Origin of the sequence: Streptomyces zagrosensis (assembly GCF_014203645.1) — a bacterium.
In the GTDB taxonomy this organism is placed as follows: domain Bacteria; phylum Actinomycetota; class Actinomycetes; order Streptomycetales; family Streptomycetaceae; genus Streptomyces; species Streptomyces zagrosensis.
Genome location: NZ_JACHJL010000013.1, coordinates 106,062 through 119,323, shown reverse-complemented (window position 1 = coordinate 119,323; position 13,262 = coordinate 106,062). Strand labels below are relative to the sequence as shown.

The following is a 13,262-nucleotide window of genomic DNA, read 5'->3' as shown; positions in this document are numbered from 1 at the left end:
TGTGGCCATCGCCATGCTGATCGAACGAGGCTCGTACTCAGGCGCGCTGGTCATGCAGCGCGACCGCTCCAGATGACGCAAAGGCCGTGGCACTGGCGAGTTGCCATGATGATGCGTAGTCGTCCATGTGGCTTCCCCTTCACCATCGACGCCGACCGGGCGTCCGAATGCGTGTCGCCGCAGCATGGTGGAAGCGGTGCCGCACGCCGAAGGTGCCGTTGTGGTGCATCTGCGCCCCGACGCTGGCCCCGACCCATTGGCTTGCGGGGTCACTACAGTGAGCGTGCCGGGCCGCGCTGCCGCTCTACTGACCGGTCAACAGCTCGTCTAGGCGCTCGTAGCCTTCGCGGACGCCTACTTCCATGCCGCTCCTGAGCATCGCATCGCGGGTTTCGAAGGAGTCCATCATGGACGTGCAGGTGATCCGGGTGCGCCCAGCGACGTCCTCGAAGGCGACCGTTTCCAGGCTGACGGCATCCGGAAATCCCTCGTAGGTGAAGGTTTGCACGATGCGCTCGTTGAAGCGCACCTCGTGGAACACACCGTGGAAGCCGTACTCGGTTCCGTCGTCGTCGCGACTTACATAGCGATAGGAGCCGCCGCTGTGCGCGTCGTACCGGTCGATACGCATCGTGAGTTGACGCGGGCCGAGCCACTGGACTACCAGAGTGGGGTCGGTGTACGCCCGGAACACACGCTCCGGCGGAGCGTCGAACTCCCGGACGATACGGATGGTGGGCAGCTCGGGGGCGGCCACGATCTGCGTCTCGTTGGGGTGGTGCGTACCGGTGGTGCTCATGATGTCGCCTCTTTCGTTGGGGGGTCGGTCGCCGACTGCTCGTCCATCCCTTCAAGGAGGGCGTCGAGTCGGCGGAATCTTTCTTCCGCTTCGCGCCGGTAGCGCTCGATCCACTTCGTCATCAGGTCGAAGACCTCTGCCTCTAGGTGGCAAGGCCGCCGCTGAGCGTCTTTGCTGCGACTGACGAGACCGGCGTCCTCCAGCACCTTGATGTGCTTGGACACGGCCTGCACCGTGACGTCGTACGGCTCGGCCAGTTCGTTGACCGTGGCGTCTGCGCCGGCGAGCCGGGCCACGATGTCGCGCCGAATGGGATCGCTCAGTGCGGAGAACACCAGCGACAACGGGTCTGCGGCCACCTTGCCTCCCTGTGTTCAACCGCTTGGTTGAATACTGTCGAGTCCGCCCCTCTCTTGTCAACCAGTCGGTTGAATAAGAGGTCGTGTTCGGGACCGGCCCGGGTCGCGGAGCCCGTCCTTGAGCACCGCACACGCCCCTGAGCGCTGCGCATGCCGCTCTGCCCCACCCGCGCCTCACCCGCCCTGGTAGCCGCCGAGGCCACTCCCGTACGCTGTCGCGCGGTCGTAGCGGCAGCGGAGTCAAGTGGGGGCGGGACATGCGCAAGGCGGCATACCAGGGCACGGTGGTGCTTGCGGCACTGGCGGGGCTGATCACCGGGGCGGCCCCGGTCACCGCGGAAGACCAAGGCTCCAGCGCGGCCGATCCTGCGTACTCCGCGACGACATCGGTCGGCGTGCACAACGCGTACGAGAAGAGCACCTACCCCTACTTCGCCGATGCCCTCGACTCCGGCGCCGCGCTGCTCGAACTGGACGTGTGGACCAACGGGTTCGGCCCGGGGTGGCGGGTTTCGCACGGCAATCCGCTAGGCAACGACAACAACTGCGTAAACGCCGCATCGACCGCCGACCTCCGCGCCCAGCGCCGGAATCAGAGCCTGCCGGGCTGCTTGGCCGACATGCGAGCCTGGCATGACGCGCACCCCGGCCACCGCCCCATCGTGGTCAAGGTCGAGTTGAAGGACGGCTTCAACGACAAGCGGGGCCGCGGCCCTGACGAGTTCGACGCACTGCTCAACAAGAGCCTGGGCGACGCGCTGTACCGACCGGGCGATCTGACGGCGGGCCACGCCACTTTGGACGAGGCCGTACGGGCGCGGGGTTGGCCCCAACGCAGCGCGCTGGCGGGCACGTTCATCGTCGAGCTGATCCCGGGTACCGTCGAGGAGGGCAACCCGCTGGACACGTTGTGGACCGACCGCGAATACGGCATGCACCTGCGGGATCTGGCGGCGCGCGGCGAACTGGGCCGAGCCACCGCGTTCCCCGCCGTGCACGGCGCGGTAGCGGGCGATCCGCGCGAGCGCTACCAGGACCCGGCGATCCGGCCGTGGTTCGTGCTCTTCGACGGCGACGCGGCCACCTACGCCGGTAGCAGCATCGACACCCGGTGGTACGACCAGCGGCACTACCTGCTGATCATGACCGACGCACACAGCGTGCCGCCCGCGATCGACGGCACCCGTCCCACCGAGGAGCAGGCCCGCACGCGAGTCGATGAACTGGCCACCCGGCACGCGAGCTTCGCCACTGCCGACTGGTACCCACTGCCAAAGGTCCTGTCCACGGTCCGCCCGCGCGGCTGATCCGGGCCCGCTCGGCGATCTCATCGATCGAGACGTCCCACGGTCCGCCCGCGCGGCTGATCCGGGACGCGGGGACGTGAGGCTGATCGGGGACTCACGGGCGCGTGACTCATCCGGATCTCACGGACGCGTGCCGATCCGGAACTGATCCGTCCGGCTTTACCGGCGCGGGGTCGGGCAGTGGCTTGCGCCCGGTGTCGGCCACGTGGGGCGGGTGGCGGCCAGGCAACGCCGCCGGCGGCGACTACTCGTCCGGGTCCTCCAAGCGGAAGCCGACCTTGAGCCCTACCTGATAGTGCTCGACCACGCCGTCCTCGATCTGCCCGCGCACCTCCTTGACCTCGAACCAGTCGAGATTGCGCACGGTCTTCGCGGCGCGGCTGATCCCGTTGCGGATCGCGGCGTCTAGGCCCTCGTGCGATGTGCCGACGATCTCGGTCACCCGGTAGGTGTGATTGGTCATGTCTGCGCTCCCCGGTCACCTGGGTGCTGCCCTGTCCCCACCACCGTGCCTCACCGGTCCCCGTGGCGCGAGCCGAGGCGCTCGGGCCGAGTAGCGGCCACCACCGGGTGCGAGGCGTTGGCACGGCGGGGTTCGCTGCTCATGTGGCCAGGTCCAGCCATTCCCCGACAGCCAGCACGTGTGCACGCCGTCCGGCGTGTGTGCGGAACTCATTCTCCGGGTCGCGGACCTCGACGTAGCCCGCGATCTTGTCCGGCTGCTCCGCCTCGTAGTGCATCGGTACTGCGTACCGGGCGTCGAGGATCTCGGCCGCTGCGGCGGCCTGCCTCGGGTCCATCGCGGCGGGCAGCGGGCTCGGCGGCTGGAGGTGCGGCGCATTGACCACCGCGCCGTTGGCGGGTAGGAACACCGCGTCGAACGGGCTGAACCGGCGCGCGATGAGCCACCAGTAGCCGTGGAACATCGTGTCGCCGCCGTGGAAGACCCGCTGCCCGTCGGCCTGCACCACCCAGTTCAGCTGCGGATCGCCCAGCCCGTCGACGGAGGGGACCGCGGTGACGTGGAACGGTCCGAACTCGCGGGTGGACCAGGTATCCACGACCTCGGCGGCCAGCCGGTGCAGGGCCAGTTCGCGCTCGGCCAGCAGCGTCGTCACATTGTCCACGTCGTCACCGGGACCGGGCGCCGGTCGCAGCACCGGCGCCCCCGGCGCAATGACGTCCGCGAGCGCGGACGCGTCGGTGTGGTCCCGGTGGAGGTGGGTGACCAGTGCGGCGATGACCTTCCCGCTCGGCACCGCCAGCCGCTCGCCGGGCTTCCACCCCGTGAACAACGGTGAGAGGTCCCGCACGTAATCGATCACCAGTCGCTTGCCGTCCGCCTCGATCTCCAGCCCGGCCCAGCCCAGTCGGCGCACCCGCATCGCGCACTCCTTCGTCTCGGTGATTGCCGCAGAACTTAGCGTACGTGCGTTCGCTAAGGCAATAGCGAACGGTCGTACGCTATTCTGGCCGCATGTCACCACGACGCTCAGCGGCCGACGCGCAGGCCACCAGGGGCCGGATTCTCGGCCGTGCCGCCGAGATCGCCTCCGAGGAAGGGCTGGACGGCATCACCATCGGCCGGCTCGCCGAGGAGCTGGAGATGAGCAAGTCCGGGGTGCACAAGCACTTCGGCAGCAAGGAGATGCTTCAGATCTCCACGCTGGACAAGGCGTTCGTGGACTTTTGGCACCGGGTGGTCGAACCAGCACTGGCCGAGCCGCCGGGGCTGCGGCGGCTGCGCGCGGTGTGCGCCAACTCCGTGGGCTATCTGGAAGCGCCACTGCTGCCCGGCGGTTGCCTGCTGACCGCGGCGCTCACCGAGTACGACGGCCGCCCCGGCCGGGTCCACGACGCGGTGGCCGAGGTGTGGTCGCGCTGGCGCGAACAGCTGCGGGCGGAACTGGCCGCGGCGGTGGAAAGGGGCGAGCTACCCGCCGGGTTCGACATCGACCAGGCGCTGTTCGAGATTGTCGCCGCCGGGCTGGCACTGAACGCGGCCATGCAGCTTCAGCACGACCGGGCCGCCGCTGGCCGGGCCCGCCGCGCGATCGAACGGGCCCTGGACCAGTCCTGACCGCACGCCAGGCCGGGCACTGGCCGAGCGCGCCAAGCGAGAGGCCACCCGCAGCGCGGAGACGGCCTTGGGGCACCGCAACCTGCGAGCCCACCAGTCCCGAGGCAAAGGACATGCCTGAGCGGGTTACGGAACGACGGTAACCGGCCACCGTCCGGCCTTGACCAGCCGGATCGCCACCGAGCCGACGATGCGGTGCCCGGCCTGCTCGGACGCGCCCACCACCACCGCGTCCGCCTTGAGCCGGTCGGCCACGGAGACCATCCCGCTGAACGGATCACCGATGTGGGTGTGGAACTCCCAACGCACCTCGAAGACGCCGCGCAGCCGCTCCGTGGCCTCCCGCATCTGGGCGACCAACTCCTCGGCCACCTCGCCCGTCGTGTCCGCCACCGGAGCGCCAAAGGCGGCGCTCGCCGGCAGTACCGGCTGCACATAGACCACGGCGAGCAGCGCGTTTTGTCGCCTGGCCAGCCCGGCCGCATACGCCGCCGCACGCCACGAGGACTGCGAGCCGTCGAGACCCACGACGATGACCTTCGGGCCGTCCGTTCCGCGTTCGAATCCCGCGGGAGATGTATCTACCACGGATGTGAGGTTAACGGTCCGTACGATCCGGCTCCGACCCGGACACCGCTTCCAACCCACCCCACGCTGTCCAGCACACAGATACACAGACGGAACCGCCCACCGCACAGCCGGGGCCGCCGCCAGCCTTGGCGGTTCGGCTCGCGCGCGACCGCTCGTGCTGGGTGCGCCACGCGCAGGCGAGGGGAAGGAGAAGTGAGAGGAATCGGTATCCGTCGCTCTCTTTCTTGATTTTGAGTTGCCTCGGGCGCCCATTCCTTGTCAGCGTTGCTCTATAGGCGTGCCGCCGTGATGACGGCACCCGATGAGAGGTGGCCGGATGGACACCGCACCGTTGGCACATTCCCTGGCCGCCATCGACCTCCCGTACGCAACCGGCGTGGCCGCCTGGCCGGCGTTGGCGGGCGGTCTGGAGACAGACCTGACGCACGGCGCCGGCTGGGCGTACGCACTGCTGATGCTCACCACCCTGCCGCCGCTGGTACCCAACTCGGCCCTGCTGATCACCAGCGGAGTGCTCGCGGCGCGCGGCAGCCTCGACATCGCGCTGGTGCTGCTCGTCGTGGCCGGCAGCGCACTGCTCGGCGATGCCGTACTGCACTGGTTCGGCGGGCGGTTCAAGGGCCCCGTGCAACGCTGGGCGAACCGCACCACTCGGCGCAAGGCCCTGCTGGGATGGTCGGCGGGGCACATTCAGCGGCGCGGGGTGCCCTTCGTCGTCGCGGTGCGCTTCCTCCCCAGCGGCCGGCTGATCGGCGCCCTCGGCGCGGGCGTCGTCGGCTACCCCGCACACCGTTACCTCATCGGCGCCGGAATCGCCGAGTCCATTTGGGCGGCCTACTCGGTCGGCCTCGGCTATCTGGGCAGCGCAGCGGCGCGCGGCGAGCTCCAGGCCATCGCGATCGGCTGCGGGGTCTCCCTGCTGGTGGCCGCCGTCAGCGGCTATCTGCAACTGCGATCCCGCCGCGCGGCCGGGCCAAGCGCCGCCCCCGACGCTGATGACGGACCTGATAAGAACGGGTGAAGCCCACGCTGGGCGTGACCTTCCTCGCTCGCCGCTAACTCCCGCATTATGCGATCCTTTTGGGCGAAGGCCTGCTGAACGGCCCGCTAGAGCACGGTGTGGCGAGAACGGGAGAGACGAATGCGCGGTACGTCCGTCGAAGACGGCGTGGACATAGAGCATCCGGCCGGGACACCAGTGCCGGCCCGCCCCGCGGTGCGGACCGTCGCGACGTCGGTGTCGTCCCGGTGACGGGCGGCGCGCACCGGGGTGAACTCCTCGCCATCAGCGACCTGCACGTCAGTTACGAGGACAATCGCGCCATCACGGAGAAGCTGCGCCCCAACTCGGACGACGACTGGCTGATCGTCGCCGGTGATGTCGGCGAGGTCTTCGCTGACATCGAGCGCAGTCTCCAGCTCCTCAGCGAACGGTTCGCCAAGGTCATCTGGGCGCCCGGCAACCACGAACTGTGGACCCACCCCAAGGACTCGCTGGAGCTGCGCGGCGTCGCTCGCTACGACCGGTTGGTGGAGATGTGCCGGTCCCTTGGCGTCGCGACCCCCGAGGACCCGTTCCTCATCTGGGAGGGCACCGCAGGCCCGCTCACCATCGCCCCGGTCTTCACGCTGTACGACTACACCTTCCGGGCCAACCCCCGGCACACCCAGGAGGAGGCGCTGGCCGCCGCGTACGAGACCGGCGTGGTCTGCACCGACGAGCACTTCTTGCACCCAGACCCGTATCCGAGCAAGGAAGCCTGGTGCCAGGCGCGGATCGCCGAGACGGAGCGGCGGCTGGCCGAAATCGCTCCGGAGGCTCCGCCGGTGCTCATCAACCACTGGCCCCTGACTCGACTGCCCACCGAGGTCCTCTACTACCCCGACTTCGCACTGTGGTGCGGCACCAAACTCACCGCGGACTGGCACCGGCGTTTCAACGCTGCCGCCGTCATCTACGGCCATCTGCACATTCCGCGCGTCACCACCGAGGACGGCGTGCGGTTCGAAGAGGTCTCGCTCGGCTACCCGCGCGAGTGGCGGCGGCGCGGCCTCCCGGACAACCTGCTGCGCCCGGTGCTGCCCGCGGTGGGCCACGGGGACCAGCAGTACAGCCGGGCGCGCTAGACACCCGATCTGGACCACCGGAGGGCCCGGCGAACACCGGCGCCCTCCGGCGCCCGGGCGGTTAGTGGGCCGACGTTACGAGGCTGTATGAGCTTCCCACTGCTTAGACACCAACGGTGCGGGCCTGAGGGCCGGTGGACGCGTTCGCGAACGGCCGCGGCCAGACGGGCGGGGAGCGCCGTGTGACGGTCGGGACGCGATGAGACCGCTGGAGCTTGGGGCCTGGCGAGCATGGACCATGGCGGGATGACCCGACCCAGAATCCGTGTCGCCGCGTATGTGATCCGCCATCGCGACATTCCCGAACTCCTGGTGTTCGACCACGTCGGCATGGAGGAGGCCGGCACCCAGATCCCCGCGGGGGGCGTCGAAGCCGGCGAGGGAGGGGAAGAAGCGGTCCTTCGCGAGGTCGCCGAGGAGACCGGTCTGCGCATTGCCACCGTGCTTCGGAAGATCGCGGTGGAGGATAAGCCGCACCCGGAGACGGGACAGCCGCGGCGCACCAGCTTCTTCTCCCTCCGGGCACCGGACAACACCCCCGACGCGTGGGAGCACCGGGTCCGTGGTGACGGCGGCGACGCTGGCCGTACCTTCGCATGCCGGTTCCTGCCCCTTCCTCTCAGGCGTCCACTGGCCGACGCCCAAGACGCCTGGCTGGGTCATATCGACCCCTGTTGGACCACCGCTCTCGACGGCAGCCGGTAAGCAGCCATGAAGGGCCCAGCAGGTCGCGTCGGCGCTGACCGCCGGGTACCGGCGCTGCTGACCGCCGAGCCAGGCCCGGCGGTCAGCCGCGCTATCGGTTACGGCGTCGGTGCGCCCTGCAAAGTGGCGAGGGACAGTGCGAATCGGTCCGCGCTATCGGTCCACCAGTGGCGCAGGGTGAGTCCGGCCGCGGCCAGTTCGGCGCTGACGCCCGCGCGCCGGAACTTCGCGGACACCTCGGTCCGTACCTCCTCGCCCGCCTCGAAGGACACCGCCAGATCGAGTGCGGGGATCTTCGCGGTCAACGCCGCCCTGGCCCGTAGGCGCATCTCGATCCACTCGTGTTCCGGGTTCCAACGGGCCACATGGTCGAAGTCGGCCGGGTGGAAGTCGGCGCCCAACTCGCGGTTGAGTACCGACAAAACGTTTTTGTTGAACTCTGCGGTGACGCCTGCCGCGTCGTCGTACGCCGCCACCAGCGTCTGCTCGTACTTGACCAGGTCGGTGCCGAGCAACAACGCATCGCCCGGCGCCAGCAGCGAGCGCACCGAGGCCAGGAAATGGGCCCGTTCGTCGGGCAAAAGGTTGCCGATGGTGCCGCCGAGGAAGACCAGCAGCCTGGGCCCCGGTGTGTCCGGCAGGGCCAGAACCTGCTGAAAGTCGGCGACCAGGGCATGTACGGAGAGCTCGGGGCGTTCGGCCAGCAGGGCGTGCCCGGCCAACTCCAAGGCGCTGGCGCTGACATCCACCGGCACATATGCCTGGAGCTTGGGCAGCGCATCCAGCAGCAGCCGGGTCTTCTCCGACGATCCCGAGCCGAGTTCGACCAGGGTCCGTGCATCGATCGCCGCCGCGATCTCCTGGGCGCGAACGGCCAGGATCTCTCGCTCGGTGCGGGTCGGGTAGTACTCGGGCAGGCGAGTGATCTCCTCGAACAGCTCGCTTCCGCGTGCGTCGTAAAACCATTTTGGCGGCAGCCACTTGGGCTCGGCGGTCAGCCCGGCGGACACGTCCGTACGCAAGGCGGCGGCCGTCGCGTCGGCCGGGAGGGTGCGGGTCAGGGCGAACGGGCTCACGGGGGAGGGCTCCTTGGGCGGGGAGAGCTGTTGGGGTTCGGCGGCAGGCGGCGCGACGCGGCCGGGCTGAGGGGCCAGCGCGTGCGGTGGTGGGTAGGGCCGCTGCGGTGGCGAAGCCGGGGACGGTGGCGAGGCCGCCGCGGGGGAGTGCGGCGGTCGGCGATCCGCGCCGGAATCCGCTGCCGGGGCCCGGCCAGCCCCGGCAGTGGGGGCAGGCCGGGCGGGTGCAGGCGGGGTAGTTGGCGTGCGGTGTGGTGTGGCGTGGGCGTCTGGGCTGCCAGGCATCGGCGGTGGGGTGACCGCCATCGGCGCGCCGATCGGGGTGAGCGAGACGCCGCAGCGGGTGGCGATCACCAAGGTGCGGTCGGGGACCTGCGTCCAGCGTGGATCGTCGTCGTAGGGCTCCGATGCGACCACCACAGCAGCGGTACGGGCTGCCTGGTCGGATGCCGAAGCACGGTGCCCGGCGCCGTTCTCTCCCGGCTGTCCCGGCTGCCCTGGCTGCACCGGCTTTCCCTGTGGCGTTTCGGCGCCGGGCTCGGTGCGGTACCACAGCGAGTCGCCCCAGGCGGTGGCCGCGATGGTGGTGCCATCGGTGAGCAGCAGATTCAGCCGTGACCCGGGGGCCGCCTCATCCAGTGCGATGACCGTCGCGGTGAGCGCCTGGCCGATCGGGACCCCCGCCCGCAGCTGGTGCAGCGTAAAAGCCCAGATGAATGCCGCATCGCAGCGTGCTTCCATGCCGAGCAGTGCCTCCGGGGGGAGCGTGGGCACCAGGCTCGCCATTGATTCCGGCCAGTGCCGCACGGCCCCGTTGTGGCTGAACAGCCAGCGTCCGGAGGCGAATGGCGCGGCAGCCGCCTCCCCATCGGCACTGGGGTCGGTGGCGTCCCGTACAGCGCCGAGCAGCGCCCCGGAGCGCACGACCCGGGCGAGATCGGCGAACGACAGATCCGCCCAGATGGGCCCGGCCCTGCGGTAGCGCGCGGGCACCGGGTCGTCGGCCGCGTACCAGCCGACGCCGAATCCGTCGGCATTGACCGTCCCGTGCTGCTGCCGCCGCGGCTCCCAGGACTGGTGCAGCAGCGCGTGCGGGGGCCGGATGAGGAGCGCGCCGAGTGGCACCTCGTCCCCGAGATAGGCGAGATGGCGGCACATCAGCGGCCCCCTTTCGGGGCCGGGCACGCGCGGCGCGGCAGTCCGCCGCGTGCGGCCGTCACCGCTGCCCCGGCTGTGCGTCGCGTGCGGTGCGGAAGCCGGCGAAGATCTGGCGCCGCATCGGCAGGTCCCAGTTGCGGAACGTGCCCCGGCAGGCCACCGAGTCCACGGCGAAAGAACCACCGCGCAGCACCTTGTGCGCGTCACCGAAGAACACCTGCGAGTATTCCGGGTACGGAAACGCCACAAAGCCCGGATACGGCAGGAAGTCGCTGGCCGTCCACTCCCACACATCGCCGATGAGCTGTCGAACGCCCAGTGGCGAGGCCCCCAGTGGATAGCCGCCGACCGGTGCGGGGCGTAGATGCCGCTGCCCGAGATTGGCATGCTCGGGGGTGGGGTCGGCGTCGCCCCACGGGTAGCGTAGGGAGCGCCCGGAGGCCGGGTCGAATCGCGCGGCCTTCTCCCACTCCGCCTCGGTCGGCAGCCGCCGCCCCGCCCAGCGGGCGTAGGCATCGGCCTCGTACCAACTCACATGGAACACCGGCTCGTCCAACGGCACCGGCTCAAGGACACCGAACCTACGCCGTAGCCACTCCCCGCCATCGCGGCGCCAGAACAGCGGCGCGGTCAACGTGTGTTCGCGCACCAACGCCCAACCGTGCGGATGCCACCAACGCGGCTCGGCGTAACCGCCGTCCTCGATGAAGCGCAGATAGGCGCCGTTGCTCACCGGCACCGAGTCGATGTGAAAAGCGTCCAGCGTCCTGCGATGGGCCGGGCGCTCATTGTCCAGCGCCCAGGGTTCGGCGGATGTGCCCATGGTGAACTCGCCGCCGGGGACCAGCACATCGGCGGGCAGCCGGGCCGCATCGGCCGGTGCACGCGGCGGCTCGGGGGCGGTGAGCGCCGCCGGGCCACGCCGCAACTGGTGGGTGATCAGCATCGTTTCATCGTGTTGCTGCTCGTGTTGGGCGATCATCCCGAAGGCGAACGCCGCGTCCACCAGCGGCTCGCCCCGCAGCGGCGAGCGCTCCAGCACGTCGAGCACGCGGCCACGAACGTCTGCGGCGTAACTGCGCGCCTGAGCGGGCGGCAGCAGCGGCAGCGTGGGGCGCGCGGCCCGCGGATGCTCGAATGCGTCATAGACCGAATCGATCTCCGGCCGTAGGGCCTCGCGCCCAGCCACGGCGCGCAGCAGCCACTGCTCCTCTTGGTTGCCGATATGTGCCAGGTCCCAGACCAGTGGTGACATCAACGGCGAGTGCTGAGCGGTCAGCTCCGCATCATCCACGCAACTGGTGAGCGTCGCGGTGCGCTCCCGAGCGGTGGTCAAAGCTTGGAGGGCGCGCTTCCTGAGCTGCTCCGGGTCGCTGCCTTGGCCGGACGCGGACGACGTCCCGGGCTCTCGTTCTGTGGGGGTCATCGGCGGCCTTCCTTCCCGGCGACGGAATCGAGTAGATCGTCGGCGGGACATCGTCCCCGCGCGACATAGCGTTCGGTGAAGTCGGCAACGGTGGCGCATACGGAAGGCGAGGCGCCCAGTCGCGGCAGCGCGTCCTGGGCCGCGGCGAAACATGCGAGGGCCGCGGTGCGCAGCTCCGGATCGGTCAGCGCCCGCTGGGCTGCCCGACGCCACAGGGGATTGCGGGGAGCGGGCTGCGAGCCCGCGGTGTCCGCGAGCGGCTTGACCGCACGGTAGGCGGCCTCAGCCGCCGCCGGGTCGTCGAACAAGGCGGCGGTCACCGCCAGCGGCACCATCCAGCCGTCGATGCCCGGCTGGGCGTCGATCATGCGCAGCTCCATATGCCCACGTGGCCGAACCGGGGGGAAGAGCGTCGATATGTGGTAGGCGACGTCATCGAGGCTCGGCGGCCGGGGCAGGCCGCTGCGAATCCAGTCCCGCAGGCTCAGCGGTTCCTGCGGCACCTCCCAAGGCCCCGTGTCGTCCCCGAGGGCACGGACGCACATCACCGGCGCGTCCAGCACGTAGGCGGTCCAGGCCGTACGCGGGTCCGTGTCACCGGCGGGTGCCTGGGTGCGGCCCGGGTCGAACGACGCCCACACGGCCTGCCGGGTGGACCGCCAACCGGTGGGCCGGCCCTGAGCGAGCGGCGAGTTCGCAAACGCGGCAACCAATACCGCGCCCAGCAGGTGCGCCAGCTGCCAGCGTCTCCCGTATCCCAGTGTTCCCGGCTCCTCGTGCCCCGCGTCCAGGCAGACCTGTACGGACGCCGAGCGGCACATCATGGTGCGGCCCGCGGAGCCCCAGCGGTCGAGATAGCACTCCATCGCTTGATAGCGGGCCTGGGTGAGCAGCCGGCGCGGTGGCCGCCACGGGTCATGGCCGTGGCCCGCGATGGTGAGCCCCATGGAGAGAAGAGATGCTCTAACCGCGCTCAGGTCCTCCGTCATCTCCTGGATGCAGGAGGTGAGCGAGGAGGCGGGGCGGGAGCTGAGTTCGACTTGGCCGCCCGGTTCGAAGGTGAGGGCGGATCGGAGCGGGAGAGCCCGTAGACCTTCGTTCGCGGTGGTCAGCCGGGACGGATGAACGGGGCGTACGGGGTCGTGCAGGTCGTGTACGAGCCATTCGAGTTCGACACCCAGCTTGCTAGGTGGTCCTGTCTTGAAACAGATGCCGTGTACCAAGGCTTCCACTTCGGCCTCGGTGACCGTCTGCGCTCTCGACGGTCGTAGCTGTTCGGGCATGGCCAAGCCTCCCGTCTGCCGGCCTCGTGAGTCCGGCTCGGTGCGGGGCCTTATGGCCCCCGACACCACCTAAAACCACGTGACGCACGCACTCAAGGGGGCGTATGTCACTTGTCCCAGGTGTGCCCGGCTGTTGACGCAAGCACCACAGCTCATCGTACGGTCACGGCCGTTAAACCTCTCATGGCGTCCGCTGCTCTGCGGCGGTCAGCGGCGGTCTTCCGGCGACCTTCGGTGAGCTGTGGCGCGTTGTGTCGCCCGCCGGTCCACCTACGTATGCCCGTGATGGCCACGGCCATCACGGGTCATGTGTGGACGCCGCCGGCCTGCCGAGCCGCCTGCCGAGATGGG

The 13,262-nt window shown here is 69.8% G+C and carries 13 protein-coding genes and 1 pseudogene; 5 read left to right on the top strand and 9 right to left on the bottom strand.

The features are described from left to right. Positions 1 to 304: 304 nt before the first annotated feature. Positions 305 to 799, bottom strand: a complete 495-nt coding sequence (locus FHS42_RS23475; protein ID WP_184575090.1) for an SRPBCC family protein — start codon at positions 797 to 799, stop codon at positions 305 to 307. After that, positions 796 to 1,158 (bottom strand): ArsR/SmtB family transcription factor, encoded by a 363-nt coding sequence (locus FHS42_RS23470; RefSeq protein ID WP_184575088.1) that lies wholly within the window; start codon positions 1,156 to 1,158, stop codon positions 796 to 798. The genes FHS42_RS23475 and FHS42_RS23470 overlap by 4 nt, the downstream gene beginning before the upstream one ends. 257 nt (positions 1,159 to 1,415) lie before the next feature. Between FHS42_RS23470 and FHS42_RS23465 the strand changes: the two genes are divergently transcribed. Next, complete coding sequence (locus FHS42_RS23465) at positions 1,416 to 2,465, top strand: phosphatidylinositol-specific phospholipase C domain-containing protein (RefSeq protein WP_184575086.1); 1,050 nt, start codon at positions 1,416 to 1,418, stop codon at positions 2,463 to 2,465. Positions 2,466 to 2,709: 244 nt separating this feature from the next. On the opposite strand, the gene FHS42_RS23460 is transcribed toward FHS42_RS23465, so the two are convergent. Both FHS42_RS23460 and FHS42_RS23455 read right to left on the bottom strand, forming a co-directional pair. Beyond that, the gene (locus FHS42_RS23460; RefSeq protein WP_184575085.1) at positions 2,710 to 2,928 is read right to left on the bottom strand and encodes a dodecin; all 219 of its coding nucleotides are present in this window, start codon (positions 2,926 to 2,928) and stop codon (positions 2,710 to 2,712) included. Between the two features lie 139 nt (positions 2,929 to 3,067). Next, positions 3,068 to 3,850: an MBL fold metallo-hydrolase gene (locus FHS42_RS23455; protein ID WP_184575083.1), complete on the bottom strand. Its 783-nt coding sequence runs from the start codon at positions 3,848 to 3,850 to the stop codon at positions 3,068 to 3,070. A gap of 92 nt (positions 3,851 to 3,942) precedes the next feature. Between FHS42_RS23455 and FHS42_RS23450 the strand changes: the two genes are divergently transcribed. Further along, positions 3,943 to 4,545, top strand: a complete 603-nt coding sequence (locus tag FHS42_RS23450) for a TetR/AcrR family transcriptional regulator (RefSeq protein WP_184575082.1) — start codon at positions 3,943 to 3,945, stop codon at positions 4,543 to 4,545. A gap of 126 nt (positions 4,546 to 4,671) precedes the next feature. On the opposite strand, the gene FHS42_RS23445 is transcribed toward FHS42_RS23450, so the two are convergent. After that, the gene (locus tag FHS42_RS23445) at positions 4,672 to 5,133 is read right to left on the bottom strand and encodes a universal stress protein (RefSeq protein WP_184575080.1); all 462 of its coding nucleotides are present in this window, start codon (positions 5,131 to 5,133) and stop codon (positions 4,672 to 4,674) included. A 319-nt stretch (positions 5,134 to 5,452) separates the two neighbouring features. On the opposite strand from FHS42_RS23445, the gene FHS42_RS23440 reads away from it, so the two are divergent. The 3 genes from FHS42_RS23440 (at position 5,453) to FHS42_RS23430 (ending at position 7,968) form a co-directional block, all read left to right on the top strand. Continuing rightward, the gene (locus FHS42_RS23440) at positions 5,453 to 6,157 is read left to right on the top strand and encodes a DedA family protein (RefSeq protein WP_184575078.1); all 705 of its coding nucleotides are present in this window, start codon (positions 5,453 to 5,455) and stop codon (positions 6,155 to 6,157) included. Positions 6,158 to 6,384: 227 nt separating this feature from the next. Then, positions 6,385 to 7,263: a metallophosphoesterase family protein gene (locus FHS42_RS23435; RefSeq protein WP_184575076.1), complete on the top strand. Its 879-nt coding sequence runs from the start codon at positions 6,385 to 6,387 to the stop codon at positions 7,261 to 7,263. Positions 7,264 to 7,509: 246 nt separating this feature from the next. Next, complete coding sequence (locus FHS42_RS23430; protein ID WP_184575074.1) at positions 7,510 to 7,968, top strand: NUDIX domain-containing protein; 459 nt, start codon at positions 7,510 to 7,512, stop codon at positions 7,966 to 7,968. A 98-nt stretch (positions 7,969 to 8,066) separates the two neighbouring features. Here FHS42_RS23430 and egtD read toward each other — a convergent pair whose 3' ends face one another. The 4 genes and pseudogenes from egtD to egtA all read right to left on the bottom strand — a co-directional run bounded on the left by egtD (position 8,067) and on the right by egtA (position 12,911). Continuing rightward, positions 8,067 to 9,044 (bottom strand): L-histidine N(alpha)-methyltransferase, encoded by a 978-nt coding sequence (gene egtD / locus FHS42_RS37405; RefSeq protein WP_312867014.1) that lies wholly within the window; start codon positions 9,042 to 9,044, stop codon positions 8,067 to 8,069. 591 nt (positions 9,045 to 9,635) lie between these two features. Next, positions 9,636 to 10,202, bottom strand: a pseudogene (locus FHS42_RS37400) (class II glutamine amidotransferase domain-containing protein); the annotation flags it as partial. Between the two features lie 58 nt (positions 10,203 to 10,260). After that, positions 10,261 to 11,628, bottom strand: coding sequence for an ergothioneine biosynthesis protein EgtB (egtB, locus tag FHS42_RS23420; protein ID WP_184575070.1), 1,368 nt, complete (start codon positions 11,626 to 11,628; stop codon positions 10,261 to 10,263). Further along, entirely contained in the window at positions 11,625 to 12,911 is a 1,287-nt protein-coding gene (egtA, locus tag FHS42_RS23415) for an ergothioneine biosynthesis glutamate--cysteine ligase EgtA (protein WP_184575068.1), read from the bottom strand. The genes egtB and egtA overlap by 4 nt, the downstream gene beginning before the upstream one ends. Positions 12,912 to 13,262 lie beyond the last annotated feature (351 nt).